This is a genomic window from uncultured Brevundimonas sp., assembly GCF_947305955.1.
In the GTDB taxonomy this organism is placed as follows: domain Bacteria; phylum Pseudomonadota; class Alphaproteobacteria; order Caulobacterales; family Caulobacteraceae; genus Brevundimonas.
In genome coordinates this window covers 1-25,183 of the sequence record NZ_CAMZFB010000015.1, presented here as the reverse complement: position 1 = coordinate 25,183, position 25,183 = coordinate 1, and the positions used below count along the sequence as shown (strand labels likewise).

30 protein-coding genes and 1 pseudogene are annotated in these 25,183 nt (G+C 63.3%); 9 read left to right on the top strand and 22 right to left on the bottom strand.

The features are described 5' to 3' along the window. Positions 1-78 precede the first annotated feature (78 nt). From Q0Y42_RS05765 to Q0Y42_RS05745, 5 genes and pseudogenes are all read right to left on the bottom strand, one after another. Positions 79-1,374, bottom strand: a complete 1,296-nt coding sequence (locus Q0Y42_RS05765) for an adenylosuccinate synthase (RefSeq protein WP_297801131.1) — start codon at positions 1,372-1,374, stop codon at positions 79-81. A 78-nt stretch (positions 1,375-1,452) separates the two neighbouring features. Next, positions 1,453-2,613 (bottom strand): phosphoserine transaminase, encoded by a 1,161-nt coding sequence (locus tag Q0Y42_RS05760; RefSeq protein WP_297801129.1) that lies wholly within the window; start codon positions 2,611-2,613, stop codon positions 1,453-1,455. A gap of 72 nt (positions 2,614-2,685) precedes the next feature. Next, positions 2,686-3,579, bottom strand: coding sequence for a DnaJ C-terminal domain-containing protein (locus Q0Y42_RS05755; RefSeq protein ID WP_297801127.1), 894 nt, complete (start codon positions 3,577-3,579; stop codon positions 2,686-2,688). A gap of 79 nt (positions 3,580-3,658) precedes the next feature. Beyond that, on the bottom strand, positions 3,659-4,138 hold the full coding sequence (locus Q0Y42_RS05750; RefSeq protein WP_297801125.1) for a hypothetical protein: 480 nt from the start codon (positions 4,136-4,138) through the stop codon (positions 3,659-3,661). Between the two features lie 21 nt (positions 4,139-4,159). Then, positions 4,160-4,234 (bottom strand): annotated as a pseudogene (locus tag Q0Y42_RS05745) (TIGR02217 family protein); the annotation flags it as partial. A gap of 90 nt (positions 4,235-4,324) precedes the next feature. On the opposite strand from Q0Y42_RS05745, the gene Q0Y42_RS05740 reads away from it, so the two are divergent. Continuing rightward, positions 4,325-5,050, top strand: a complete 726-nt coding sequence (locus tag Q0Y42_RS05740) for a DUF805 domain-containing protein (protein ID WP_297801123.1) — start codon at positions 4,325-4,327, stop codon at positions 5,048-5,050. Between the two features lie 54 nt (positions 5,051-5,104). Here Q0Y42_RS05740 and Q0Y42_RS05735 read toward each other — a convergent pair whose 3' ends face one another. The 8 genes from Q0Y42_RS05735 to Q0Y42_RS05700 all read right to left on the bottom strand — a co-directional run bounded on the left by Q0Y42_RS05735 (position 5,105) and on the right by Q0Y42_RS05700 (position 8,905). Next, positions 5,105-5,620 (bottom strand): phage tail tape measure C-terminal domain-containing protein, encoded by a 516-nt coding sequence (locus Q0Y42_RS05735; RefSeq protein WP_297801121.1) that lies wholly within the window; start codon positions 5,618-5,620, stop codon positions 5,105-5,107. Continuing rightward, positions 5,610-5,792 (bottom strand): phage tail assembly chaperone, encoded by a 183-nt coding sequence (locus Q0Y42_RS05730; protein ID WP_297801119.1) that lies wholly within the window; start codon positions 5,790-5,792, stop codon positions 5,610-5,612. The genes Q0Y42_RS05735 and Q0Y42_RS05730 overlap by 11 nt, the downstream gene beginning before the upstream one ends. Continuing rightward, on the bottom strand, positions 5,789-6,079 hold the full coding sequence (locus tag Q0Y42_RS05725) for a GTA-gp10 family protein (protein WP_297801117.1): 291 nt from the start codon (positions 6,077-6,079) through the stop codon (positions 5,789-5,791). Before Q0Y42_RS05725 ends, Q0Y42_RS05730 begins: the two co-directional genes overlap by 4 nt. Continuing rightward, complete coding sequence (locus Q0Y42_RS05720) at positions 6,076-6,486, bottom strand: phage major tail protein, TP901-1 family (protein WP_297801115.1); 411 nt, start codon at positions 6,484-6,486, stop codon at positions 6,076-6,078. The genes Q0Y42_RS05725 and Q0Y42_RS05720 overlap by 4 nt, the downstream gene beginning before the upstream one ends. Then, positions 6,487-6,888 carry a DUF3168 domain-containing protein gene (locus Q0Y42_RS05715; RefSeq protein WP_297801113.1) on the bottom strand — a complete coding sequence of 134 codons (402 nt, stop codon included), beginning with the start codon at positions 6,886-6,888 and terminating at the stop codon, positions 6,487-6,489. Next, positions 6,885-7,187, bottom strand: coding sequence for a phage head-tail adapter protein (locus Q0Y42_RS05710; RefSeq protein WP_297801110.1), 303 nt, complete (start codon positions 7,185-7,187; stop codon positions 6,885-6,887). Before Q0Y42_RS05710 ends, Q0Y42_RS05715 begins: the two co-directional genes overlap by 4 nt. A 28-nt stretch (positions 7,188-7,215) precedes the next feature. Continuing rightward, entirely contained in the window at positions 7,216-7,482 is a 267-nt protein-coding gene (locus Q0Y42_RS05705; protein WP_297801108.1) for a head-tail connector protein, read from the bottom strand. Positions 7,483-7,678: 196 nt separating this feature from the next. After that, on the bottom strand, positions 7,679-8,905 hold the full coding sequence (locus Q0Y42_RS05700) for a phage major capsid protein (protein ID WP_297801106.1): 1,227 nt from the start codon (positions 8,903-8,905) through the stop codon (positions 7,679-7,681). 132 nt (positions 8,906-9,037) lie between these two features. Between Q0Y42_RS05700 and Q0Y42_RS05695 the strand changes: the two genes are divergently transcribed. Together Q0Y42_RS05695 and Q0Y42_RS05690 are read left to right on the top strand one after the other, a co-directional pair. Next, positions 9,038-10,426, top strand: a complete 1,389-nt coding sequence (locus tag Q0Y42_RS05695; RefSeq protein WP_297801104.1) for a M20/M25/M40 family metallo-hydrolase — start codon at positions 9,038-9,040, stop codon at positions 10,424-10,426. A 64-nt stretch (positions 10,427-10,490) separates the two neighbouring features. Beyond that, positions 10,491-10,889: a thioesterase family protein gene (locus tag Q0Y42_RS05690; RefSeq protein WP_297801102.1), complete on the top strand. Its 399-nt coding sequence runs from the start codon at positions 10,491-10,493 to the stop codon at positions 10,887-10,889. 12 nt (positions 10,890-10,901) lie between these two features. Here Q0Y42_RS05690 and Q0Y42_RS05685 read toward each other — a convergent pair whose 3' ends face one another. From Q0Y42_RS05685 to Q0Y42_RS05665, 5 genes are all read right to left on the bottom strand, one after another. After that, positions 10,902-11,228 carry an HK97 family phage prohead protease gene (locus Q0Y42_RS05685; protein ID WP_297801100.1) on the bottom strand — a complete coding sequence of 109 codons (327 nt, stop codon included), beginning with the start codon at positions 11,226-11,228 and terminating at the stop codon, positions 10,902-10,904. 105 nt (positions 11,229-11,333) lie between these two features. Next, positions 11,334-13,631 carry a hybrid sensor histidine kinase/response regulator gene (locus Q0Y42_RS05680; protein ID WP_297801098.1) on the bottom strand — a complete coding sequence of 766 codons (2,298 nt, stop codon included), beginning with the start codon at positions 13,629-13,631 and terminating at the stop codon, positions 11,334-11,336. A gap of 60 nt (positions 13,632-13,691) precedes the next feature. Beyond that, positions 13,692-14,186 (bottom strand): YcgN family cysteine cluster protein, encoded by a 495-nt coding sequence (locus tag Q0Y42_RS05675; protein ID WP_297801096.1) that lies wholly within the window; start codon positions 14,184-14,186, stop codon positions 13,692-13,694. 55 nt (positions 14,187-14,241) lie between these two features. Next, positions 14,242-14,580, bottom strand: coding sequence for an SMR family transporter (locus Q0Y42_RS05670; protein ID WP_297801094.1), 339 nt, complete (start codon positions 14,578-14,580; stop codon positions 14,242-14,244). Between the two features lie 26 nt (positions 14,581-14,606). Then, entirely contained in the window at positions 14,607-15,065 is a 459-nt protein-coding gene (locus tag Q0Y42_RS05665; protein ID WP_292052490.1) for an Lrp/AsnC family transcriptional regulator, read from the bottom strand. A 161-nt stretch (positions 15,066-15,226) separates the two neighbouring features. On the opposite strand from Q0Y42_RS05665, the gene Q0Y42_RS05660 reads away from it, so the two are divergent. The 6 genes from Q0Y42_RS05660 (at position 15,227) to Q0Y42_RS05635 (ending at position 21,838) form a co-directional block, all read left to right on the top strand. After that, on the top strand, positions 15,227-15,832 hold the full coding sequence (locus tag Q0Y42_RS05660) for a LysE family translocator (protein ID WP_297801089.1): 606 nt from the start codon (positions 15,227-15,229) through the stop codon (positions 15,830-15,832). A 44-nt stretch (positions 15,833-15,876) separates the two neighbouring features. After that, entirely contained in the window at positions 15,877-17,679 is a 1,803-nt protein-coding gene (locus Q0Y42_RS05655; protein ID WP_297801087.1) for an ABC-F family ATP-binding cassette domain-containing protein, read from the top strand. Between the two features lie 106 nt (positions 17,680-17,785). Then, positions 17,786-18,757 (top strand): hypothetical protein, encoded by a 972-nt coding sequence (locus tag Q0Y42_RS05650; RefSeq protein ID WP_297801085.1) that lies wholly within the window; start codon positions 17,786-17,788, stop codon positions 18,755-18,757. A gap of 470 nt (positions 18,758-19,227) precedes the next feature. Beyond that, on the top strand, positions 19,228-20,136 hold the full coding sequence (locus tag Q0Y42_RS05645; RefSeq protein WP_297801083.1) for an ABC transporter substrate-binding protein: 909 nt from the start codon (positions 19,228-19,230) through the stop codon (positions 20,134-20,136). A gap of 164 nt (positions 20,137-20,300) precedes the next feature. Then, a complete protein-coding gene (locus Q0Y42_RS05640) occupies positions 20,301-20,720 on the top strand; it encodes a hypothetical protein (RefSeq protein ID WP_297801081.1) in 420 nt (139 codons plus the stop codon). A 2-nt stretch (positions 20,721-20,722) separates the two neighbouring features. Next, a complete protein-coding gene (locus Q0Y42_RS05635) occupies positions 20,723-21,838 on the top strand; it encodes a DUF2336 domain-containing protein (protein ID WP_297801079.1) in 1,116 nt (371 codons plus the stop codon). A 73-nt stretch (positions 21,839-21,911) separates the two neighbouring features. Here the strand turns inward: Q0Y42_RS05635 and Q0Y42_RS05630 are convergent, their stop codons facing one another. From Q0Y42_RS05630 to cysK, 4 genes are all read right to left on the bottom strand, one after another. After that, positions 21,912-22,340 carry a MucR family transcriptional regulator gene (locus Q0Y42_RS05630; RefSeq protein ID WP_297801077.1) on the bottom strand — a complete coding sequence of 143 codons (429 nt, stop codon included), beginning with the start codon at positions 22,338-22,340 and terminating at the stop codon, positions 21,912-21,914. 371 nt (positions 22,341-22,711) lie between these two features. Then, positions 22,712-23,539: a DUF2336 domain-containing protein gene (locus Q0Y42_RS05625; RefSeq protein WP_366108080.1), complete on the bottom strand. Its 828-nt coding sequence runs from the start codon at positions 23,537-23,539 to the stop codon at positions 22,712-22,714. Continuing rightward, the gene (locus Q0Y42_RS14045) at positions 23,448-23,933 is read right to left on the bottom strand and encodes a hypothetical protein (RefSeq protein WP_366108079.1); all 486 of its coding nucleotides are present in this window, start codon (positions 23,931-23,933) and stop codon (positions 23,448-23,450) included. Before Q0Y42_RS14045 ends, Q0Y42_RS05625 begins: the two co-directional genes overlap by 92 nt. A 102-nt stretch (positions 23,934-24,035) precedes the next feature. Continuing rightward, positions 24,036-25,016, bottom strand: a complete 981-nt coding sequence (cysK, locus tag Q0Y42_RS05620) for a cysteine synthase A (protein ID WP_297801075.1) — start codon at positions 25,014-25,016, stop codon at positions 24,036-24,038. Positions 25,017-25,183: the final 167 nt, after the last annotated feature.

Below are 25,183 nucleotides of genomic sequence, written 5' to 3'. Positions count from 1 at the left end.
TGACCTCCTGTCAGGAGATCAGCCTTAACTGTTACGGGTTAAACAGTGGTTGTTACAGCCACGCTTGTTCGCGTGACCTTAGCCGTGGAACGGGTCGCGCATCAGGATGGTGTCGTCACGTTCGGGGCTGGTCGACAGCAGTGCTACCGGCGCACCGATCAGTTCTTCGATCCGGCGCACATATTTGATGGCATTGGCGTTCAAATCCTTAAAGCTGCGAACGCTGCCCGTGCTCTCGGTCCAGCCTTCCAGTTCCTCGAACACCGGCTCCGCCGCCGCCTGATCCTTCAGGCTCGACGGCAGGTAGTCCAGAACCTCGCCATTGACCTTATAGCCAACGCAAATCTTCAGCGTCTTGAGGCCATCCAGCACGTCCAGCTTGGTCAGGGCGATACCGTCGATGCCATTGATCGCCACCGACTGACGCACCAACACCGCATCGAACCAGCCGCAACGGCGCGCACGGCCCGTGTTCACGCCGACCTCGCGGCCGACCGTAGCGAGATGCTGGCCAATCTCGTCATTCAGCTCACAGGCAAACGGGCCTTCACCGACGCGGGTCGTATAGGCCTTCACAATGCCCAGCACATAGCCCACGCCCTTCGGACCCAGGCCCGAACCGGCCGCGGCCTGACCGGCCACGGTGTTGGACGAGGTCACATAGGGATAGGTGCCGTGATCGACGTCGAGGAACGCGCCCTGCGCCCCCTCGAACAACACGCGCTTGCCTTCCTTCTTGGCCTGATCCAGCACACGCCACGCCGGCTTCACATACGGCAGGATTTTCGGCGCGATCTCCAGCAACTGCTGCAGAAGCGCTTCGGGATCAATCGGCTCCAGCCCCAGTCCCGCACGCAACGGATCGTGGTGCGAGCGCAGGCGGTCGATCTTGACCTTCAGGTCGTCCTCGTTCGCCAGATCGCACACGCGGATGGCGCGACGCCCCACCTTGTCCTCATAGGCTGGACCGATACCGCGACCGGTCGTGCCAATCTTGGCCCCCGGAGCCGATGCCGCCGCCTCGCGCGCCACGTCCAGCGCAGGGTGGATCGGCAGGATCAGACAGGCATTGTCCGCAATCGTCAGGATATCCGGACCGATATGGACGCCCTGCGCCTCGATCTTCTCGATTTCATTGACGAGGTGCCACGGATCCACGACCACGCCATTGCCGATGATGGACGGCTTGCCCTGCACCACGCCCGACGGCAGCAGCGCCAGCTTGTAGACCTTGCCATCGACAACGAGGGTGTGCCCCGCGTTATGGCCGCCCTGGAACCGCACCACCATATCGGCGCGATTGGACAGCCAGTCCACGATCTTGCCTTTGCCCTCGTCACCCCATTGGGCGCCGACTACCGCAACATTAGCCACTGCACTGATCTCCGCGAGTAAAACGCGGTAGCAGCCTATAACCCCTGAATCGGCCCCTGTCGCGTGAAGAAGCGGCCTTTATGCGATTTCGCTAACCGCGGTCTCGAACGCCCATTCCAGCCAAGAACCGGCGGCCAAAACATCAGCCGTCTCAACCGTGCAACCGCACCACAGACGAAGCCCCGGCGGCGCATTGCGGTGCGGCTCCATGTCATAGACCGCCCCCTCGCCTTCCAGAAGCGCCTTGAACCGCTTCACAAAGGCCTTCTGCCCCTTTTCGTCCAGCGCCGACACGCGGTCGTCCGTAAACTTCAAACACACCGAAGTGGTCGAGCGGATGTCTTCGCGCTCAGGCAGGAAATCGATCCACGGCGTCCGCTCCACCCATTCGGCCAGCGCGGCATAGTTGGCATCCGTCCGCGCGATCAGGGTCTTGAGCCCGCCGATCGACTTGGCCCACTCCAGCGCATCCACCCAATCCTCGATGGTCAGAACCGAAGCGGTGTTGATCACCACGCCATCGGCCAGTGCACGGTCAAACTTCCCGTCCTTGCCCGTCAAGCGCAGCACCTTGGGCACAGGCCAGCTCGGCACATTCTCGTCCAGACGCGCCACCGCCCGCGGCGACAGCACCATGACGCCAATACCGGCCTCGCCGCCCAGCGCCTTCTGGAAGCTGAAGGTCGTCACATCCAGCTTGTCCCACGGCAGCGGCTGGGCAAAGGCCGCCGACGTCGCGTCACAGATGCTCAAACCCTCGCGGTCTGCGGCAATCCACTCCCCGTCCGGCACCTTCACACCCGAGGTCGTCCCGTTCCATGGAAACACCACGTCCGTCGACCAATCCACGACCGACAGGTCCGGCAACTCACCCCACGAAGCCTTCACCACCGTCGGGTTCAGCTTCAGGTGGTCGCGGACATCCGCCGCCCACGTCAGGCCGAAATTCTCATAGGCCACCACCGTCACCGGACGCGGCCCCAGCATACCCCACAGCGCCGCCTCCACCGCGCCCGTATCCGAGCCTGGCGTATAGACCAGCACATAGTCCTCCGGCACTTCGAGGATGTCCTTGGTCAGCTTCAGCGCATAGGAAAACCGCTCCGCCACCTCCGGCGCGCGGATACCGCGGCCCTGCAGGTTCTCCGGCAGCTTCGCGGTCGAATAGCCCGGACGTTTCGCCGTCGGCCCCGCAGAAAACCACGGACGCGCAGGCTTCACTACAGGCTTGGCAGTCATGGGCGGCAATCCTCGCACACGGGTGGCACAGCAACAGACTCACCACCACAGAACAAAGATTGCCTTACGCCATCACTTCGTCGGCGTGTAGGGCCGATTTTTGCGCCAATCCTCGGCAAACCGGGCCAGCAGTTCATCCTGCTCTTCCGGCAGCGTCACCATCAGCTTGGCCAACAGGTCCCCGCGACGCCCGTCCGCATAGGCTCCGCGCCCTTTCAGACGCAGCACCTTGCCCGAGTTCGAACCCTTGGGGATGCTCATCATCACCTTGCCCTCGGGCGTCGGCACCGGAACCTTCCCACCTAGCACCGCATCGGGCACCGACACCGGAAGGTCCATGTGCAGATCGGCTCCGTCACGACGATACAGAGGATGTGGCAGGATCCTCAGCTCGATCAGGGCATCGCCCGACTGGGTCCGCCCCGGGGCACCCTGCCCTTTCAGGCGCACCACCTGACCGTCCGACGCGCCCTTGGGGATGGCCACATCCACCATCCGCCCGTCCGAGAACTGGATACGGCGCGTGGTTCCGGCAATCACTTCCTCAAGGCTCACTTCCAGCGTGGCGCGAATATCCTGCCCCTTGCCGCTGCCGAAACCGCGTCCCGCGCCACCGAAACCGGCAAACAGGTCGGCCAGATCGATATCCTCGAACCCGCCACGGTTCCCCGAGCCGCCAAAGCCCGAGAATCCACCGCTGGCCCCGCCACGCGCACCGCCGCCAAAGCCACGGAACTGCTCGCGGCCATCGGCATCGATCTCGCCACGGTCGTATTTTGCCCGCTTCTCGGCATCACCCAGCAGGTCAAAGGCCGCCGTCACACGCTTGAAGCGCTCCTCGGCCGCCTTGTCCCCGGGGTTCTTGTCCGGATGCAGTTCTTTCGCCAGCTTGCGAAAGGCTTTCTTGATCTCGTCGGCACTCGCGCCTTTTGAAACGCCAAGTTCCTTGTAGGGATCACCAGCCACGCTCGTTGCACTCCGGGGTTCTGAAAAACACTCCCCCGTCAGTTAGGGCATCCCAGCCCCTTCTGAAAGAGGCAGATGTTTACACGATCAAACGCGCCTCATCGCCCCATCCCCAACCCGCGCCCCACTGGGCCACGCCAAGGGCAGCCCCTACCGGCCAGCCTTGCGGAAAATCCGCCGCCTGCAAGGCATCGGCATAGAGGGCCTGTGTCCCCGCAACCTCCCACTCTCTAACCACCACTTCGCCCTGCATCACGCGGACACGAAAACGCAAAGCCTCCGCATCAACAGCCTCGGTATCCCAGCTGTCGCCACGCGCCACACACGGCACCCACGACAACCGCCATCCCTCAGCCACAGGCTCCAGCTTCAGATGAACCGGACGCCACGGCATCCGCGCCCGCGCCGTCCACACGCCTTGGCACTCGCTAAAGCGGCTCCCCGCCGGTGCCAGCCCCTTTGGCCCCGCCCGCCACAGGCGCAGCAGACCGCGCTCGCCCTCATCGACCTCCAGCCTCGGCATCCCGCGCGACAGGACGACAACACCCGCCCCCGCCACAGCACCCCGCTTTCAATGGCTAACCTCGGTCCTGCGCTCCACCCCGCCTGTCGATCCAAACGCAAGCCGCGCGGGCAAACGCAATTCATCAAACATTGAAATTACAATTCCTCTCAAGCTTGCAGTCGCTCACGGCCTGCGCCACTCTTCCGCCCTAATTTCGGCAGGAGCCGATATCTTCAGGAGATGACCTTGCGCGGCGAGATCACCAGCTACGACCAAGTTTCCAACACCGGCTCGATCAAGGGCGACGACGGCCAACCCTATCTGTTCGCCCGCCACGACATTCACACCGGCAGCGAGATCAAGGTTGGCCAGTCCGTAGACTTCGTCCCCAACGGCTCCACCGCCACCCAGATCGTCATTCTCGGCCTCGCCCCGTCGACTCCGGCTGACCCGGCCGCCGCCTTCGGTGCCGCCGCCGGCAGCGCCGCTACCGCGGCCACCAGCGCCGTCAACGGCTATGATTGGAAGACTGCCCTGCTGAAGTTCGACGGCCGCCTGCGCCGTCAGGATTTCTGGATCAGCTTCCTGATCATCTTCGGCATCAGCGTGGTTCTGGGCTGGATCCCGCTCCTCGGCACCTTAATCGGTCTGGCCCTTATCTGGCCGAACATCGCCATCACGGTGAAGCGCCTGCACGACATGGGCAAAACCGGCTGGCTGACCCTTGTCCCGTACGTTGGTGGCATCATCGGCGCGATTGTCATGGTTGTCGGCGGTGCCGGTGCCTTCATGGCCGCCGCCGCCACGGGCGACGCCAGCGCTGTCGCCGCCGCGGGCGGCCTCGGTGCCATCGGCCTCGGCTTCCTGATCATGCTGGTCACCGGCCTCGGCTTCCTGATCTGGATCGGCATCACCGACAGCCAACCCGGCACCAACCAATACGGCCCCAACCCCAAGGGCCTCTAATCAACCGATCCCGTCACTAAAAGGGCAGCCCACCGGCTGCCCTTTTTTATGGAATCAGCGCGCCCCTAAGGCTGCCGCCCGCGCCATCATCCGCGCCACCTGCGCCTCGGTCCTCAGCAGAGCCTGCGGACCACCATCCACCGTCACATTCACCACCACAGACGCCGCTCCGCCCACAGGCTGCACCGAACCTCCGACACCGGGCCTGAATACCTCCGGCCCGCGCTCGCCAACCAGATAGGCCCCGCCCGCCATCACAGGCCCGCCGTCGGCCCGCGCACCGGAAAACACTCCGCCAACCGCCGCCGACAGCGCCTCGCCCAGCCCGCCGTTCTTCACCAGCACGCCCGCGCCCGCATTGACCGCCGCGATCACCGCCCGCGCCAGTTCCGCCATCGAGACCTCACCGTCCTTCGCCGCCCGCATCAGCGATCGCGACAGCGAACTTCCCGCCTTGGAAAACGCCTCCTCGATAGCCCCCGCCGCCTTCTGCGCCGGTTCCTTCAGCCCCTCCAGCGCCGCCGCCGCCTCCGCCGTGGCCACGCCCAAACCTTCAAACTCATCCGCCATCGGGCCACCGCTCCATCATCTCGTCCAACACCCCGCGCGGCAGGCCTACCGCCCCGCCCGCACTCTCGGTCAGCATCCGCCATTCCCTCAGCGACAGCCGCCAGAACGCCTCGGGCAGTATCCCCATCGCCAGCGCCTGCCTCAGCATCGCGCCCCAGATGTCACCCGTCACACCGCCGCCCTGAACGCCGCCGCCACAGCTTCAGCCGCTGCTTTCGGCTCCACCGCCGCCCGCGCCAGACCGTCCGCCAACTCCCCCTCACCGCCGCCCCGCAGCAAGGCCGCCAGCACCACCATCAGGTCCCCCGCCGACATCGACCCCATCCGCTCGGCCAAGGCCCCCATGCCAACCACACCCAGACCCGCCTCCATCTCCGCCAGCGCCCCCAGCGTCAGACACAGCCTGCGCCTCGCCCCCGCCAGTTCGACCGAGACCTCACCCCTCACCGCATTGGTCACAGACTTGAAAACTCCACCGCCCCAGCACTGACCAGCGACAGGGCAAAACTCGCCTCACCCTCATGCTCGCCCGCATATTCCAGCGCACTCACCAGAAACGGCCCCTCCAGCACACCAAAGTCCGGCACCACCAACTGCCAACGCTTGGCCGACTGCTCAAAGAAGGCCTCACGGATCAGCGCATCCGACGCCGCATCGCGAAAAATCCCCTGCCCGCTCACCGCGGCAGACTTCACGCCCGCGCCCGCCAGCAGTTCGCGCCAGCGCCCCGAACTGTCGCCATCGGTCACATCCACCGTCTTGGCATTCAGCGAAATCGTCCGCGCCCTCAGGCCCGCCACCGTCACAAAAGCCCCGCCGCTGCCCGCAATCTTCAGCAGCATGTCACGCCCGCTCTGCACCGCCATCTATCCCTCCATCACCGCTCGAAGACGCAAAATCCCATAGGCCCCGCGCCCGTCACCACCCACAAAAACCTCGGCCCCGCGCAGCCGCACGTTCCCCGTCACGCCGCCCTCCGACACCGCCAGCCCGTCCAGCACATCACGCACCACCGCCACCACAGCCCGCGCCTCCTCCTGACCGGCAAAACCGCTCACCACACTCAGCGACAACGACACCTCCGCCCCGCCGCCCTCGGCCTTGAGCGGCACCTCAACGCCCCGCCCAATCAGCAGATAGGGCGCAACCCCACCCTTGGGCGGCGCATCGAACACCCTGACCGGATCGCCCAGTAGCGCCTTTAGCGCAGCATCCGCCGCCAGCGCCGCCACCACCGCCTTCACCAAAACGCCCGCGATATCGCTCATCGCACCCGCTCCAGTTCCAGCACCATCCGGCCCGCCTTCAGCGTCTGATCCACGACCAAGACCTTCCAGTCCGCCCCCGAAAACCTCAGGCGCAAACCCTCCTCCAGCCTCGGATCGGCCCGCGCCTCGGCCTTCATGGTTTCCACCACGACCACAGCACCCGCCTCGCCCTTCTCGGCCCGACGCCGCGCCCCGGCCTTCAGCCAGACCTGCCCCATCGCCTCATGGAAAACCGCCCGACCGCCCTGCGCCGTCACCGTCTCCACAGGCCGGAAAACACCCGCCAGCACCTTCATCATCTTTGCTTTCGTTCGTCGCTGACCCGCCTCACAAACGCACCACCCGATAAGGCGCGATCCACGCCTCGATCGGCGCTACATCCATCGCCGCCTCCCCGCGCTCATACGCCCGCAGCACCAGCATCAGCACCGCCAACCGGAGCGGAGCGGGCGAGGTCGAAGTCAGGCTCAACCCCACCTCCCCCTCCACCCGCGCCTTGGCCGCATCGATCAGAGTCTGGATCAACCCATCCTCCGCCCCATGCTCCACCCTCAAAAACACCCTGGCCTCCGCCAGAGAAACTGCAGCCGCCATATTTCCCCCAATCCCCCCACTCCTCCCCTGCATCGCGGGGGAGGTGGCACGGCCCCGCCGTGACGGAGGGGGCAAACCACACCCACAAACGCCAAAGGGCGGCCCCTTCGGACCGCCCTTTGGCTTGCTTAGTTATTTCCCGCCTCCGGCGGGCACCCTCAAGCAGCAAACGCCCGCGGCGCGAACGCTAGGGCACTTAAGAAGCCGCAAACTTCATCACCTTGATCGCATCAAAGTTCTGCACGCCCCCACCCACACGCTTGGTCGTATAGAACAGCACATAAGGTTTCGCCGTGAACGGATCACGCAGCACACGCACCCCCGCACGGTCCACAATCAGATATCCGCGCTGGAAGTCACCGAACGCAATCGACAGACTGTTCGCCGCGATATCCGGCATGGTCTCGATCTCGGTCACCGGATAGCCCATGACCGACGACACCTCGCCCAGACGCTGCGCCGGCTGCCAGACATAGTTGCCGTCCGCATCCTTCAACTTGCGCACAGCCGACAGCGTCTTGCGGTTCATCACAAAGCGGCCATTGGCGCGGTACTGGGCCTTGGGCGCATAGATCAGATCGATCAGCTTATCGACCGGATCGCTGCTGGCGAAACCGGCCGAGCCACCACTGGCCACATAGCCGACCTTGCCCCACACATGGGCGCTATCGGCCACCGTGTCATAGGCCAGAAAGCCCTTGGGCTTGTTGACACCGTTGCCCGTCACAAAGGCCGTGGTTTCCTGCGCGGCAAAGGCATCCTCGACCTCGCCCGCCAGCCATTCGTCCAGATCGACCATGGCGTCGTCCAGCAGTGCCTGCGTCGCCGCCGGATTGGCGTAAAGATCCGCCGCCGGAAACTCCAGCAGCGCCAGCGTCGCCGGATCGGTCTCCGGTCGCGCATCCGTCTCGGCCACCCAGCCCGCAGCCACACCCGCCGTCGAGACCGGCTTCTTGAACACACCACCGGCCACAGTACGCACCGAGGCAATCTCGCGCATCGGCGACACCGCCATCAGACGGCGCTCAATCGCACGTTCCGTCTCCGGCGGCACGACATAGCCACCCGACGATGCCCCCGACGACAGACCCGCCTTGACCTCAAGGCCCGCCACCGAACCCGTCTTCAGATAGCCATCAAACGCCGCCTTGGCCTCGGGAGCCGAAGCGACAAACTCACCGCCCTCACCCAGTGCGGGACGACGCGCTTCACCCGCCAGACGGTCCAGACGCGCCTGCGCCGCCGCCACAGCCTGATCGATACGCGCGACCTTCTCCTCCAGCAGCGCATCAGCCGCCGCCTTCTTCTCGATCTGCGCCACACGCTCATCATTGGCATCCTTAAACGCCTCAAACGCCACCATCATTTCGCGCACGACTTCGCGCGCCTCGGGCGAACCCGACACGGTCTTGATCTCTTTCATGCTCTCTCCTTGAAACCCCGCGCCGCGCGGGATGCCTACGTCCCGAAGGGACTAAAGGTCTGCCAACTTATTTCGCGACAAACCGAAACCACCGTTCCATAGTCCCCTTCACTCATACCTGAGGGGGTCACCATGTCGTTCCTGAAGTCCACCGCCTGCGCCGCCGCCCTGCTGCTGGCCGCACCGGCCGTCTCCCACGCCCAGTCTACCGATGCCGCGCTCGACATCCTGTCGCGCTCCATCGCCTTCCGGACGGTGAACGGCTCGGACATCGCCCCGAACCAGACGCCCGAATACGCCGCCTTCCTCAAAGACCGCCTCGTCGCAGGCGGCTTCGATCCCGCATCCATCGAGATCGAGGAAATGGCCGGCACCGCCGCCTTCACCGCCACATGGCAAGGCACCGATCCGGCGCTTAAGCCCATCATCATCCTCGCCCACATGGACGTGGTCGAAGCCGACCCCAAGGACTGGGAACGCGATCCCTTCACCCCGGTGATCGAGAACGGCTACATCTTCGGGCGCGGCTCCGCCGATAACAAAGCCGACCTCTCCATGGTGGTCGCCACCATCATCAAGCTCAAACAAGAGGGCTGGCAGCCCAAGCGCAGCATCGTCCTGGCCTTCTCCGGCGACGAGGAAACCGCCATGGCCACCACCGTCCATCTGGCCGAAAAGTTCAAACACGCCGAACTGGTCCTCAACGCCGACGGCGGCGGCGGTGAACTCGACGAGCACGACCAGCCGATCATCTACGGCCTGCAAGCGGCCGAAAAGACCTACTTCGACTACACCATCACTGCGACCGACGCAGGCGGCCACTCCTCGCGCCCCACGGCAGGAAACCCGATCTACCGCCTGTCCGCCGCGCTCCAGCGCCTGAACGCCTCGCCCTTCCCCGTTCGCCTCGACGAGATCACCCGCGGCTCCCTCAAGGTCAGCGCCGAACGCGCCTCCCCCGAGACCGCCGCCGCGATCAACGCGCTGCTCGCCGATGAAACCGATCAGGCCGCCATCGACTTCCTCAGCGCAGATCCGAACTACGTCGGCACCATCCGCACCACCTGCACGGCCACGATGATCAAGGGCGGCCACGCCCCCAACGCCCTGCCCCAACAGGCTCAGGCCACCATCAACTGCCGCATCCTTCCGGGCTTCTCGATGGAAGAAATCCGCGACCAGCTCACCGCCATCGTCGCCGATCCGACCCTGACCGTCGCCTATCAGGACTCCGGCACCCTCGCCGCACCGGCCTCGCCCCTGCGTGACGATGTCGTGGCCGCCGTCACCGCCGCCGTCCATAGCCGTTTCCCGAACCTCGACATCACCCCGGCCATGTCGGCAGGGGCCACCGACTCCATGCATTTCCGTGCCCGCGGCGTACCCAGCTATGGCGTCGGCTCCGTCTTCATGAAGGCCGAGGACGAGTTCTCCCACGGCCTGAACGAACGCCTCCCCATCGCCACCATCGCACCGGGCATCACCCACTGGGAAACCCTGCTCAAGGCCATCGCCAACTAGGCCTTGCAGCCCGCCAAACAACGGATAGTCTTGTTACTTTCATAACAGGACTTCCGTTGTCGCCATGAGCCAAGCCGCAAAGACGCCCTTCTCCACCCCGATCCGCGTCCGCTGGAGCGAGGCCGACCCTCAGGGCGTCGTGTTCAACGGCAACTACCTCGTCTATGCCGACGCCGCAGGCACGGAATATTTCCGTCACCTCGGCGTCCTCGGCTCCGACATCGAAGACTTCTACCAACTCTACGTCGTCGACGCTCACCTCAGCTTCAAAGCCCCCGCCCGCGCAGACGACCTCCTCACCTGCACAGTCCAGCCCACCCGCGTCGGCACCTCCAGCTTCACCCTGTCGGTCACCGTCCGCCGCGACACCACTGACCTGACCGAGATCACCCTCACCTACGTCCGCGCCATCAACGGCAAATCCACGCCCCTCAGCGAAACCTTTCTCGCCCTGCTGAAATAGGCGCAGCCGACACTAGTTCGGCTTTGCCACCCTCAGCCGCGCCCCCGGACAGGCCGGAAACGTCACCACCGACACCTCCCACAGCGCCACCCCGCTCAGCACCCGCAAGCGCCCCTGCTTGCGGGCCTTCGCCGTGCGAAAGCCGATAGACAAGCCGTCCACGGCCCCCGCCTTACACACCGCCTGTGCCATCCGCGCCTGACCGGACCAGTCCCCGATAACGCCCTCGACGAACAGTCCGCGATCATCCTCGACGATCCGCTCCCAACGCCCGATCACCTCGCGCCCGTCATGCTGCCACAGCATCCGCACGCCCTCCGCCCGGCCAGACTCTCCCAAACACCCGCGCCCCTTCGCCAATCCCTTAGTTTCCTTGGGTTTGCGCCCCCACCTTGCGCGCACAAAAAGAAAAAGGCCCGCATGATGCGAGCCCTTCTCCAAACCTTACGCCAACCAGCCCCGTATCGCCTCAGCCAGTTCCCCGACCTGAATGGGCTTGGGCAGATGCCCGTCCATCCCTGCCGCCAGACAGCGCCCGATCTGCTCATCCTGCACATTGGCCGTCAGGGCGATAATCGGCAGACGCCGCTCAACCTCGCCCTCGCCGCGACGGATTTCCCGCGTTGCGGCCAGACCGTCCATCTCCGGCATGTGCACATCCATCAGCACCAGATCAAAGCCACCCCGACGCACCGCCGTCACCGCCTCGACCCCGTTCGACGCTGTCTCCACCTCCAACCCCAGCGAGGTCAGAATGATGGTCACCAGCTCACGGTTCGCCGCCGCATCGTCCACCAGCAAAATCCGGCCCCGCGCCTCCAGCGCAGGCTCCGCATCCACTGCCACCGAAACCGGCAGGGCATAGTCAAAGTCCAGCGGCACCTCGTACCAGAAGGTCGCCCCCAACCCGGGCTCGCTGACATAGCCAATGGTCCCGCCCATCAACTCGATCAGACGGCGTGAAATCGCCAGTCCCAGTCCGGTCCCGCCATAGACCCGCGTCGTGGACGCATCGGCCTGATTGAACCGGCCAAAGATCAGCTCCGCCTTCTCCTCGCTCACCCCGATGCCGGTGTCGCGCACCTCTACCCTCAGGCGATAGGCCCCGTCCTCTGTCTCGGCCCCGAACGCCCGCAACGTCACCTGTCCCGCCGCCGTAAACTTCACCGCATTGGACAGGAAGTTCAGCGTCACCTGACGCAGCCGCGCCGCATCCCCCGACAGGATTTCCGGCAGAGCACCGTCAACCTCCAGCCGCAGGTCCAGCCCCTTTTCCTCGCACTGGCGCTGAACAATCCCGGCGGTGTCCGCCAGCATCTGGGTTGCGTCGAACGCCACCTTCTCGATCTCGACCGCATCGGCTTCCAGCTTCGAATAGTCGAGAATGTCGTTGATCACCTGCAACAGGGCATTCGACGACGTCTCGATCCGCTCGGCATACAACCGCTCTTGGTCCGACAGCTGTTTCGATGCCCGCAACAGGCCCGAATAGCCGATGACACTGGTCAGTGGGGTCCGCAGCTCATGGCTCATATTGGCCAGGAACTCGCCCTTGGCGATGGTGGCGTGCTCCGCCCGGTCCTTGGCCTGAAGCAGTTCGAGCTCCAGTTCCTTGCGCTGCGTAATGTCGCGGATCACGACCACGACCTCCACAGGCATGCCGTGCTCGTTGTGCAGTGCCTTGGCCGTACATTCGCACCAGACAATCGAACCATTGCGATGCAGTGCACGGTTCTCCAGCCGTGTCGGCTTACCCGACCTCAGCGCCTCCATCAGCGATTCAACGGCCTTCTGGCGGTCATCGGGATGAACATATTCGAGCGAATTGCCGCTCATCTCTTCCACCCGCCAACCCAGCAGCTGTTCGATGGCGGGCGAGATGTATTTGCTCGACCCGTCCATCTTCACACGGGTGATCACATCGCTGACATTCTCTGCCAGCAAGCGATAGCGGGCTTCATTGCGCCGAAGCTGCTCCAGCATGGATTCGTGGTCGGTGACATCGCGAAACACACCGAACAGTCCCTTGACCTCACCGGCATATCCCCGCTCCGGCGCAGAGCGCGTGTCCACGATACGCTTCGCCCCGTCTGCCCGCTTCAGCCGCAGACGCAGGTCATAGCCTTCGCCGCTGTTCAGAGCCTGATCAATCGCCTCGCTCAGGATCTTGCGATCTTCTTCCTCATAGAAGTCGATGCCCTTCGATACCGCCACCGGATCATCCGAACGGGGCAGACCGTGGATATCGAACACACTGCTGGACCAGGTCGTAACCGCGCCGTCCTTGTCGACACGCCACCAGCCCACGCCCGACATTTCCTCGATCATGGACAGCATCTGGCTCTGCTCGCCCAGCGCGCGGCTCGCCCGCTCGCCCGCCGCCAGATCGCCCGCAATCGCGGCAATCTGCTGAATGGTCTCTATTTCGGTCTGATCCGGAGCCGTCCGGCCGACATCCGCCAGAAAGATCAGCGCCCCGACCACCTGCCCCTCATCCACCAGAGGGGCGCTGGCCCAGTATTCGGGGTATTCGCTATGGGTTTCCCCCCGCCTCAGCACGCTGCCCGGCACCTGCTCCAGCGTCTCCAGCGCAGCGGCACACAGCCCAGCCCCGGGCAGCAATGGCTCCATAAAGACATAGAGCTGCGCGTTCAGAAGGCTTTGCGCCATCGAAACCAGATTGGAGAAGCGCCCCGCTTCTTCCACAAACCGCGTCTGCATCCGGCCTGCCAGAACCGTCATCTACCCGTCCCCGTCGGGATTCCACTATTCCCCTGAAGCCAACGCACCCCTGCGTCGGGATCAGCCCTCGTCGATCAGCCCCACCACCTCGTCAGGGCCTTGCGTTCCGCGTTCCTGGTTCCATTCCGGTGCCTCAAAGTCGAGCGCATCCTCGGCCTCGGCCAACACCGTTTCGCTCACAGTCTGGCGTCGTACGGACACTCCGGCTTCGTGCACCGTCTCGGCACGTCCCGAAACCAACGGGTGCCACCAAGCCAGATCACGCCCCTCATGGATACGACGATAGCCACAGGACTTCGGCATCCACTCCAACGCCTCGATATTGCTCGGCGTCAGCTTGATACAGTCTGGCACGTGTTCCTTGCGGTTTTGATAATCGGTGCAGCTACAGCGCACCGGATCAAACAGCTTGCAGTGAACGCGCGTCGGGATCACCTCGCCCGTGTCCTCGTCCTCAAACCGGACAAGGCAGCACAGGCCGCACCCGTCACACAGGCTTTCCCACTCTTGCGGGGACATTTCGGACAGGGACTTGGTTTTCCAGAAAGGCAACATGGCGCGGCCTATAGGCCCAAAAGCCCGCCCTGTCGCCCCCGACGTCGGCCCGAAATCAGTGCACGGATGATTTCGAGAACAGGTTGATCACAATCACCCCGCTCACAATCATCACCAAACCAAGGACGGCAGGCAGATCCAGCCGCTGCTTGAAAACCACCAGCCCGATCACCGAGATCAGCACCACCCCCAGCCCGCTCCAGATCGCATAGGCCAGCCCTACCGGAATGGTCTTCAACGCATGGCTCAACAGGTAAAAGGCCAACCCGTAACAGATGGCCATGCCAATCGTCGGCAGGGGTTTGCTGAACTGGTTCGACGCCTGCAACAGGCTGGTCCCCACCACCTCGCACAGAATGGCACCGCCCAACGCCGCCCACGTCACAGGATTCATCGCACCACTCCTTTTCCGCCCGCCGCCTAGATCGGCAGGGCAAACGACTGTTTGACCACCTGACTGGGAACGTCCGTCTTCACATTCTGGATGCCATTCTGCCGCGTCAGATTTGTTCTCTGGAAACGGCGGTAATCCTCGATGTCCTCACAGACCACCTTCAGCAGGGCATCACTCTCGCCCAGCATGATGTAGCACTCCACCACCTCGGGCAGGCGTTTCATCGCACTGATAAAGACCTCGATGGTCTCGGTGTCCTGCGCCAACAGCCACACCCGCACGAACATGGACATGCTCAGGCCCATCTTGGCCTGATCCAGCACGGCGACATAGCGGTCGATCAGACCCCGCTCTTCCAGCAGTTTCACCCGCCGCAAACAGGGCGACGGCGACAGGCCGACCTTCTGCGCCAGCTCATTGTTCTGGATGCGACCGTCCCTCTGCAATTCACGAAGAATTCGTCGATCAATGTCGTCCAAATCCATTGGCATTTCCTGCTAATCGAGTCTGCAAATATTGCCATTAATGCCAATATTCTCGCCCCAACTAGCATATTCGACAGCCAATTGCGCGGGCCGCGCTATAGGTTCCGCGCCTTCTCCCCCACGGGCCATCCGGCCCACGCCTTCTCCCCCGAGGCTGCTTCATGACTATCGCCTGGCTCATCGCCGTTATCGGCTTTGCCTTTGCCATGGGTATCACCCCCGGCCCGAACAATACGCTGGTGGCCTCGTCGGGTGCCACCTACGGTTTTCGGGCCAGCCTGCCCTATAATGCGGGCATCGGCATCGGCACCGCCAGCATCATGTTCATCGTCGCAGCCTTCGGGGCCTCGGTCGTCAACAACCCGACCGTCGAAGCCATCCTGAAATGGGTTGGCATTGCCTATCTGCTCTGGCTCGCCTTTAAGATCGCCACCGCCAAGCCCAAGATGGCCGGACAGGACGCAAACACCCGCCCCCTGTCCTTCCTCCAGGGCCTGCTGTTCCAGTTCATCAACCCCAAGATCTGGATCATGATCACCGGCGCGGTCGTCACCTATGGCACCAGTGTTCGCGGCCTGTCGCCGATGGAACTGGCCATCCTCTTCTCGGCCCTGTTCGGCATCATCACCGTCGGCTGCACCCTGACGTGGACCGGCCTCGGCGTCAGCTTGCGCCGCCTCCTGTCCAGCCCCCGCGCCATCCGCATATTCAACGGCGCTATGGCCACCCTTCTGGTCGCCTCCCTCATCCCGATGGTGATCGGCTAAGCGCCCCATAGCCGCCACGCCAGCCATCGGCTATACGCCCGCACATGGCTGCCAGACCTCCCCTCGTTGCACTTAAAGACATCCACCTTCAGGACGGACCGCGTCCCCTGTTTTCGGGCGTCGATCTTGCCGTAGAGCCTCGCTCGCGCGCCGCGCTCGTGGGCCGCAACGGCGCGGGTAAATCCACCCTGATGAAGGTGGTCATGGGCTTCATCGAGCCGGACAGCGGAGACCGCTCGGTCCAAGCCGGTGCCCGCTTCGCCTATGTGCCGCAAGAGCCGGAAATCACCGGCGAGACGCTGGCCGACTATGCCGCATCCGGGGGTGCGGAGCGCTGGACCGCCGAGAGCTGGCTCTCCACCTTCGGCCTCAACCCCGAAAAATCCACCGAAGGCCTGTCGGGCGGTGAAATCCGCCGCGCCGCCTTGGCCAAGGCCTTTGCCGAGGAACCGGACGTCCTCCTGCTGGACGAGCCGACCAACCACCTCGACATCCTCGCTATCGAACTGCTCGAAGAAGAGCTGATCTCCGCCCGCTTTGCCGTTCTGGTCGTCAGCCACGACCGCGCCTTCCTGAACCGCGTCACCAACACGGTCCACTGGCTGGAAGGCCGCAAGGTCCGCACCCTGAACAAGGGCTTTGCCGAGTTCGACGACTGGGCCGCCAAGGTGCTGGAAGAAGAAGCCATCGCCCTTGAAAAGCTGACCAAGACGATCGAGCGCGAAACCGAAACCTTCTACCGCTCCATCACGGCCCGCCGCACCCGCAACGAAGGCCGCGCGCGCAACCTCGCCGCCCTTCGTGCCGAGCGCGCCGAAAAGATGAAGGACGTCCCGCGCGAGCTTTACATGGGCGTGGATTCCGGCGGCATATCGGGCAAGCTGGTCGCCGACCTCAAGGGCGTGTCCAAGTCCTTCGGCGACCGCACCATCTTCAAGAACCTGACCACCCGCATCATTCGCGGCGACCGTCTGGCCATCGTCGGCCCCAACGGTGCGGGCAAGACCACCCTGGTCAAGGTGTTGCTGGGCGAACTGGCGCCTGACGAAGGCACCGTCCGTATGGGTGCCAACCTCGAGCCGCTTTACCTCGACCAGTCCCGCGAGGGCCTGAAGTCCGACATGACCCTGTGGGACGCCCTGACGCCGGGCGGCGGTGACAGCATCCTCGTGCGCGGCCACCCCAAACACGTCGCCGCCTACGCCAAAGACTTCCTGTTCAAGGAAGCCCAGCTTCGCCAGCCGATCTCCACCCTGTCGGGCGGTGAACGCAACCGCCTGCTGCTGGCCCGCGCCCTGGCCAAGTCCGCCAACCTTCTGGTGCTCGACGAGCCGACCAACGACCTCGACATCGACACGCTGGACAAGCTTCAGGAGCTGCTCGACGGCTATGACGGCACCCTGATCCTCGTCTCGCACGATCGCGATTTCGTGGATCGCCTCGCCACCTCGACCATCGCCATGAACGGCCGCGGCGACATCGTTGAAACCCCCGGCGGCTGGCAGGACTTCGTGCGCCAGAACCCGGGCTTCATCCAGCCACCCAAACCCCACAGCTCGGCTCCGGCTCCCAAGGCCGCAGCCCCCGCTCCCGCCGCCGCCCCCAAGAAAGCGACCAAGCTTTCTTACAAGGACGCTAGGCGCCTCGAGGAAATCGAAAAGCTGCTGGAAACCCTGCCCGCCGAGATCGAAAAGCAGGACGCTATCCTCGCCGACCCCGAGCTCTACAGCAAAAATCCCGCCGCCTTCGACAAGGCCATGAAGGCCGCCGAAAAGGCCCGCGCCGACCTCGAAGCCATTGAACTTGAATGGCTTGAGCTAGAGGAAAAAAGGGCCTCCCTCGCCTAGGATGGCGATCCAAGCTTGGCCATTCAGGTTTTGCCAACACTTTTTCGACACATTTTAGAGGCCGGCGATTCTCTTCTCGCCGGCTTTTCTATGTCGGAGACAGCCCTTGAGTCTGAAATCGTGGTTCAAAGCCGAACGCCTTGAGCGCGTTGAAATTGCTTACCTGCACGCTCTACGCGTTGGCGGTTTGCTGATCGCCACACTTTGCCTCATCGCCGCACTATTCTTTGCAGGCAATGCGGCTTGGCGTCTGTTCATCAACACCGAAGTTGCGCCAGATGCCACCAGCGTCGACACCGCCCAACTGGCTCAACTGGTTGCCTCCCCACCCGCGTCCGGAAGCGACAGCAGCGCGTCTTCAACCGACCCGATCAAGGCGGCCCACGACAAGTTCAAGAAAGACTTCTGGCCCAAATACTACGCCATCTACGAACGCGCCTATCAACAGAACCGCAACACCGCCGACAGCAAGGTTTCGTCCGACGATATGCTGGCTGTGCTTGGCTACGACTTTGATACCTACAAGGCGTCTCAAGCCAGCGACAGCTACGGCGCGTTGGTCGTGGACCGTATGGTCGAAGACGCGAACTATCAGGCAACAGCCCTCAAGCACGTCGGCGAGATCATGGCCGCTGCCCCCGTTCAAGCCCGCCTGAACAGCTATAAGGTTGCGACTAAGTCCGAACAGCGCTGCACGACCACTCCGCGCACCCAACGCGTCAACCAGGTCTGTGGCTACTATTACGTCTATGACTGTAGCTACACGCGCACGGTCCAAGACCGCCGCTGCGAGGCTGTGTTCCCGGAATCCGTCATGACCCCGGCAGCAGCATTCGAGCGCGCAGACGCGACCTTCGCCGACGCGTGGCTGGCCGACGAAGGGGCCAAGGCCGCAACGGCCGCCGACGAAACCAGCCGCCGCCAAGCGCAGCGCGCCCAGATCGGTCCGAACCTGCAACTGGCGCTGATCATCATCGGTGGCTTCTTTACCGTGATGTTCTTCTTCCTGTTGGTCGCCATCGAGCGGCATCTGCGGGCCCGCAAAGCGGCTGCTGTCGTCGCACCGGCCGAAAGCTGAAGGCTCCCGAGCTTGGGGCAGGTTTCTCATGGCCTGCTCCAAAGCCAGTGAGCCTCAATGGCTTAAGCTTGTCACACGATAGGCCGCCTCGCTCGGGGCGGCCTATTTACTTTTGGTAGTATCCACTTCGTGATCACAACCCAAAAGTTAAAGCTTGATTAAGCTTCGCTATAAACATAACGTTGTTATGCCAGTTGGGTGTCACCCCCCGGAATCACCGGACCCCGCCTACCGGTATTCTGACGCCCGTTTGGCGCTCTTTTCACGGTTGCGCCTCTCTTTCGATTGAGACTTTGTGGCCCAAAGCCCCTGCCAACACTTCCAAATCTGCGTAGCCATGCTTATTGCAAGCAGTAATGACGTTGCCACGCCTCTCCAGACGAGCACTGCTCCAAAGCTTCGCCGCGACCGGTGCCAGTGTTGCACTCTCGGCGTGCGGGCAAAACGCGCCTGTCGATGAACAGGGCCGCGTGCGTCTTCGTCTGGCAGTCCCCGGCCCTGCCCGCGCCGATCACGCCGGCTTCTATCAGGCCATCGCCAGCGGGGCATATGCCCGCCGCGGCCTGAACGTCCAGATCTTCCACGGCAACACCGCCAACGATGTTTCTGCCCGTCTGGCCTCCGGCAATGCCGAGCTGGGGCTGGCCAAGGACAGTTTCGCCGTCCTGCGCATGGTGACCGAGCGCGCACCGGTCAAGGCCGTCGCCGCCTATTTCCAGAAGGACCCGCGCGTCCTGATCGCCCACGCCGCCGACGCACCGCGCGACCTCGGCAATCTGGGCGACCGACCGCTCTTTATCGAAGATGCCGACTGGTCCGACATCTGGTCGTGGCTGCAAACCCGCTACAACCTGTCGAACGAACAGCTGCAACGCCCCGACGAAGGTGCCCTGCAACCCTTCCTCGACCAAAACAATAGCCTGCTGATCGGCTCTCTCACCCGCGACCCTGCCGCCATCTCCGTGGCGGCTCCCGATCTTCGCCTGCGCCGCTATCTGCCCGCCGATGACGGCTATGCCTCCTATTCGTCGATCGTTCTGGCACCCAACGCCTTTGCCCGCGACAATACCGAAGCCCTGCGCAACTTCATCGCCGCCTCGGTCGAGGGCTGGCACACCTATCTGTCGGATGATCCGGAACCCGCCCACGCCCTGATCCGCCGCGCCAACCCCGCCACGCCGCAAGGCTCGCTGGAAATGGCCCGCGATCTTCTGATTTCGGAAGACGTGGTCACGGGCGGCGACACGGCACTTTACGGTCTGGGCGCAATGACCGCCGAGCGTTGGCAGGCCTTTGCCGAGCAGAGCCGCGCCGTCTTCTCTTCCGAAGTCGATTGGCGCGCCGCCTATACGACCGACTATCTTCCCACGCGAAAATAGCCCCCCGTTAGCGACGGGTTAAGCCAGATCGGCCACAAAGGCTGTATTGCTTAGCTTGCCGGGCCCAAATCCACGTGCGCCATTTTGCGATTGCAACGCTAGTTCTCTTGGGCACAGGAAGCGCGCTTCCTGCGGTCGCCCTTGCGTCGACCCAAGGGGCAGCGTTGATCCCGCATGGTGGCTGGTCCTATCCCCGCGTATCGGCTCGGGCCTCCACGGCCTCCGAAGCCATTCAGGCGACACCCGTCGATCCGATGGCCCCACGCCCCGATGCGCCGGTCTTCCGCCTCGGCCGCTCCACTGAATATCAGCCTACGCACGACGTCGTCTCCGAACAGGCGGCAACCACCGCCCCGGCCCCTGCTACGCCCAACGGGGCCCGCTACTATTCGGTTCACAGACAGGCCGGTCGCCAACCCGACGCCCCTGTCCTGCCTGAACCCGTCTATCTCGACGCCCTTCCTGTCGATCTCTCGACACCCGTCACCAGCGAAGACCTCGCTGCTCCACCCTCAGTGCCAGTAATGACGCGCGACTCCCGTGGTCGCCTGCGTCCAACGGCTGACATCGAAGATCCAGCCTGACCATGTCCCAGACCGCTTTTTCCGACGCGCCGATCCAGTCCCGCCTGCCCGAACTGATCAAGCTCGCCCAGCATTCGGACAGCAACGCACGCCGTCTGCTGTTGCGAGAACTGACCGACAGCTTCTTCGGCACGCCCGAGCGCACGCCGGTTGAACAAGGCCTCTATGGTGCCGTCCTCAGCGACCTGTCCCGCGCCATGGAGATCGAGGTCCGCGCCCAGCTGGCCGAGCGTTTCGCCAGTGTCGAGGACGCACCGCACCAACTGATCCGCCAGCTGGCCAATGACGAGGCCGCCGTCGCCGTTCCCGTGCTCAGCCACTCGCCAGTCCTGACCGACGATGACCTGATCCACGTCATCCGCACCCGTGGCTCACAGGACCACATGCGCGCCGTCTCGCGCCGTGAGACGGTCAACGAAGCGGTCTCGGACGCCATCGTGGAACACGGCGACGACGAGACGCTGCACGCCCTGCTGTCCAACGACGGTGCCCGCCTGTCGCGCTCCGCCAGCGAAACCGCCGTCGACCGCGCCAAGAACAATCCCGACCTCCACGCCGTCACCGTGTCGCGTCAGGGCCTGCCGATCGACCTGCTCAACGAAATGTATTTCGAGGTGGCCGAGAACCTTCGCGCCAAGATTCTGGAAGAAAACGCCAAACTCGATCCGGCAGAGCTCGAAGCCGCCCTGTCCGCAGGCCGCACCCGCATTGCGACCGAAGACGGCTCCCTGCCGCCCGATTACGCCGAAAGCCTCACCTATGTCGAAGAGCTGCGCGCGGCCGGACAACTCACGCCCCAGACGCTCGCCCGCTTCCTGCGCTCGGGCAGCCGCTCCTGCTTCCTGATCGCCCTGTCGCAACTGGCCGACATCGACTTCCATACCGCGCGCAACATCATCGAGCGGCGCGAACTGGATGCCCTGGCGGTCGTCTGCCGTGCCGCCGATCTGGATAAGGCCCTGTTCCTGACCTATGCCGTGGTCCTGCTGAACAACGACGGCAATGCCATGGGCAAGGCCCGTTCCTACGCCAGCATGTACACGGCGCTGGATGCCGACACTGCCCGCCGCACCTTGCGCTTCTGGCGCACGCGCCGCGCCGCCCTTCAGGCCGCCTGACTTTAATAACCGGACAATAAAAAAGGCCCGCCTCCCCCCGGAAGCGGGCCTCTTTATTAAGGTCGCTAAGACCTTACTTCTTGGCGCGGGTGGCGCGGGCCGGCTTACGACCGCCTTGGCCCAGACCCATCTGCTTGGCCAGGTCCGAACGTGCCTTGGCATAGTTCGGGGCGACCATCGGATAGTCCTTAGGCAGGTTCCACTTGGCGCGGTATTCTTCCGGGCTCATGTTGTACTTGGTACGCAGGTGGCGCTTCAGCGACTTGAACTTGCGACCGTCTTCCAGGCAGATCAGGAAATCCGGGGTGATCGACTTGCGGACCGGAACGGCCGGTTCGCGCGGTTCCGGCTCTTCTTCAACCGGCTCGACCGTAATACCGGTCAGTGCAGCATGAACCTGAGCAATCAGGCCCGGCACGGCTTCCGCCGGCACCATGTTATTGCTGACGTAAGCAGACACGATGTCCGCAGTCATCTCGAGAAGTTCTGGTTTTTCTTCCATATGGGTCCCGCCAAAGAATGTAGACGCTCAATTCACGAGCATAATCTAGTGTACAACAGTAGCGAGGCCGCATGGTCACGTTGCGCCCCTATTTGTCAAGTCCTCGACAATAGATTCAACATGTCAGCAGCGGATGATCTAGGCGAAGAATAGACAGATCGTCGCTCTTAAATGGTGTCGCTTAAGCAAAGATACGCACAACTTGATGTTGTCACATTTCAAATCTCAAAGATTCACATCACGCTGTAACTTTGAGAGTTTTCGCCGAACAGGCGAAATCATACGCACCTACACACGCGCAAATTACCGCCCCGCGCAAAGTAGCCGCGAAACAGACGCGATAGCCTGAACCGTCGTTAAGCGCGTGAAATCTAGGATTTAAAATCCGCAGACAGTGCCAGCATGGCCGCGCGCTCGGCCGCTGAAAACTCGTCGATCAGATGATCATCGCCTTCACGAATGGCGCGGATAAGTTGTGGCGTCAGAGCAGACGTCAGAGCCCAGTTCCAGTAACGGATAACCGTCTGTGCACGGTCTACTGCCAGCATTTCATAGACCATCTGCACGCGTTCCCAGCGTGGATCCGCAGATTGCAGGTCCGCATCCAGAGGACGGCGCATCGCAACCCACAACAGGGCCAGATATTTCTTAGTCAGCCCGGTCGCCTTGCAGAGGACGGCGATTGATTCGCCCCCCTCGTCGCTCAGGATTTTCGCCGCCGTCAGCGGCTTCAAACCGGCGAGGCGTCCAATCTCCGCCACCAGATCGGGCGTCAGACCCGTTTCTGCTGCCGAGGCGATAATACCTTCCAGCCCGTCATATTGTGACTGGGTCGCCGCCTCGCGGTCCCGCTGACGGCGTTCGATAAACTGCAAACCCTTGCGGACCAGCGGATCGTCCCATCCGTCACGCGCCGCCGTCTGGAACAGGTCACCGACCGAGGTTTGAAGCACCTCGCGTGATACTGCAAAGCGACGAAGAATAGTGCTGCGCTCTTCATGCGAGCACCACCAGAACATCACATAGGCGCTGGACGGGCGAAGTTCGGGACGACGCAGAATAGAACTGCACAGTTCCGGATACTGGCGGCTCATGGCCACAGCGGTTTCAATGGCCGTGGTCGGAATGGACGCCTGCTGGTTCTGCATCACCAGCTCGACCACCACCGGATCGTTGCGCTCGATCAGCGCATTGGTCACCGCCTGCGTCAAGCCGCGACGGCGGGCAATCAGGCCACCGATGACGGCTTGCACCACATAGAGTACAGGTCAGCAGGTCGTGGTCCGACAGCGACACGCACTCTTCCAACAGAGGAGCCGCAACATCGATCTCGTCGCGCAGCAAAAGCCGCAGCACGTTATTGGGAATTTCCGTCAGCGGGACCAACCGCTGGGACACCCTGCGCCGCTCCTCGACCGTGGCCTGACGGATCATATCGACCAGCAGGTCACCCACGACCGAGCGTTCAAAGGCGTTGATACGGCTGGCCGGCAGGCTGACCACATCGACCAGACGGCGCATCAGCATCAGGCGCGCGCGAGCATTCGCTGCGGCGTCGTTACGGGTCTCAGTCGTGGCGGCTGCCGTTTCCATAGGGCCATCTTGCCCGATGGCGGTTAACTACAAGTGCAAAAGGCGGAAACAATTCGCATTGTTTCCGCCTTCAAACAGTTCAGCGACAAGTTGTCGAAGGTCTTACAGGCCCTCGAACAGAGCCGTCGACAGATAGCGCTCTGCAAAGCTCGGGATGATGACCACAATGGTCTTGCCCGCATATTCATCCTGCTCGGCCAGACGGAAGGCCGCCTTAAGCGCCGCACCGGACGAGATACCGACCGGAATGCCTTCCGAACGGGCCACCTTGCGGGCCATGTCGAAGGCGTCCTCGTTCTCGACCTGCTCGATGCGGTCGATCACGCCCGTATCGATCACTGGCGGCACAAAGCCTGCGCCAATGCCCTGAATCTTGTGCGGGCCCGGTTGGCCACCGGACAGCACCGGCGAGGCCGTCGGCTCGACAGCCACGATCTGCAGACCCGGTTTGCGCTTCTTCAGGGCGTGGCCGATGCCGGTTACGGTACCGCCCGTACCCACGCCAGCCACGACGACATCAACCGAACCCGCGGTATCGTTCCAGATTTCCTCGGCCGTGGTGACTTCGTGGATAGCCGGATTGGCTTCGTTTTCGAACTGGGCCGGAGAGATCGAGCCGGGGATTTCCTTCAGCAGCTCTTCAGCGCGGGCGATTGCACCCTTCATACCCTTCTCGGCAGGCGTCAGCTCCAGCTTGGCACCCAGCAGCGCCAGCATCTTGCGGCGCTCGATCGACATGCTTTCCGGCATGCACAGGATCAGCTTGTAGCCCTTGGCCGCAGCCACAAAGGCCAGAGCAATACCGGTATTGCCGCTGGTCGGCTCGATCAGGGTCGCACCGGGCTGGATCTTGCCAGCCTGTTCCAGCGCCTCGACCATGGCCACGCCGATGCGGTCCTTGACCGAGGCGATGGGGTTGAAGAACTCCAGCTTGGCCAGCACGCGGGCCTTTGGCTGATATTCCTTGGTCAGGTTCGGCAGCGCCACCAGGGGGGTATCGCCGATGGTATCGACGATGCTGTTAAACACCTTGCCGCGCCCGGCCTTCTTGTGGCGGCTGGCATCATAGGGGGTGTTGGACATGGTTGGCTCCTAACAGATGAATTCCACAAGATGACATAAGCCATATGGTTCGTCGGGCAAGCCCGAGCCCGCGAGGATTTCTCAAGCTATTTTTAGAATAGCTAACACTCGCCCATCCTCGCGCCCTGCCCTGCCCACAAAAAATGCCCGTCTCTGTGGGGGGCAGA

Coding starts and splice junctions, on each gene's coding strand:
- Q0Y42_RS05700 (WP_297801106.1), bottom strand. CDS start 8,905: ATGAAAGAGATCAAGACCGTGTCGGGTTCGCCCGAGGCGCGCGAAGTC.
- Q0Y42_RS05740 (WP_297801123.1), top strand. CDS start 4,325: ATGACCTTGCGCGGCGAGATCACCAGCTACGACCAAGTTTCCAACACC.
- Q0Y42_RS05690 (WP_297801102.1), top strand. CDS start 10,491: ATGAGCCAAGCCGCAAAGACGCCCTTCTCCACCCCGATCCGCGTCCGC.
- Q0Y42_RS05655 (WP_297801087.1), top strand. CDS start 15,877: ATGGCTGCCAGACCTCCCCTCGTTGCACTTAAAGACATCCACCTTCAG.
- Q0Y42_RS05675 (WP_297801096.1), bottom strand. CDS start 14,186: ATGTTGCCTTTCTGGAAAACCAAGTCCCTGTCCGAAATGTCCCCGCAA.
- Q0Y42_RS05735 (WP_297801121.1), bottom strand. CDS start 5,620: ATGGCGGATGAGTTTGAAGGTTTGGGCGTGGCCACGGCGGAGGCGGCG.
- Q0Y42_RS05715 (WP_297801113.1), bottom strand. CDS start 6,888: ATGAGCGATATCGCGGGCGTTTTGGTGAAGGCGGTGGTGGCGGCGCTG.
- Q0Y42_RS05705 (WP_297801108.1), bottom strand. CDS start 7,482: ATGGCGGCTGCAGTTTCTCTGGCGGAGGCCAGGGTGTTTTTGAGGGTG.
- cysK (WP_297801075.1), bottom strand. CDS start 25,016: ATGTCCAACACCCCCTATGATGCCAGCCGCCACAAGAAGGCCGGGCGC.
- Q0Y42_RS05670 (WP_297801094.1), bottom strand. CDS start 14,580: ATGAATCCTGTGACGTGGGCGGCGTTGGGCGGTGCCATTCTGTGCGAG.
- Q0Y42_RS05720 (WP_297801115.1), bottom strand. CDS start 6,486: ATGGCGGTGCAGAGCGGGCGTGACATGCTGCTGAAGATTGCGGGCAGC.
- Q0Y42_RS05665 (WP_292052490.1), bottom strand. CDS start 15,065: ATGGATTTGGACGACATTGATCGACGAATTCTTCGTGAATTGCAGAGG.
- Q0Y42_RS05680 (WP_297801098.1), bottom strand. CDS start 13,631: ATGACGGTTCTGGCAGGCCGGATGCAGACGCGGTTTGTGGAAGAAGCG.
- Q0Y42_RS05635 (WP_297801079.1), top strand. CDS start 20,723: ATGTCCCAGACCGCTTTTTCCGACGCGCCGATCCAGTCCCGCCTGCCC.
- Q0Y42_RS05630 (WP_297801077.1), bottom strand. CDS start 22,340: ATGGAAGAAAAACCAGAACTTCTCGAGATGACTGCGGACATCGTGTCT.
- Q0Y42_RS05710 (WP_297801110.1), bottom strand. CDS start 7,187: ATGATGAAGGTGCTGGCGGGTGTTTTCCGGCCTGTGGAGACGGTGACG.
- Q0Y42_RS05660 (WP_297801089.1), top strand. CDS start 15,227: ATGACTATCGCCTGGCTCATCGCCGTTATCGGCTTTGCCTTTGCCATG.
- Q0Y42_RS05760 (WP_297801129.1), bottom strand. CDS start 2,613: ATGACTGCCAAGCCTGTAGTGAAGCCTGCGCGTCCGTGGTTTTCTGCG.
- Q0Y42_RS05695 (WP_297801104.1), top strand. CDS start 9,038: ATGTCGTTCCTGAAGTCCACCGCCTGCGCCGCCGCCCTGCTGCTGGCC.
- Q0Y42_RS14045 (WP_366108079.1), bottom strand. CDS start 23,933: ATGGAAACGGCAGCCGCCACGACTGAGACCCGTAACGACGCCGCAGCG.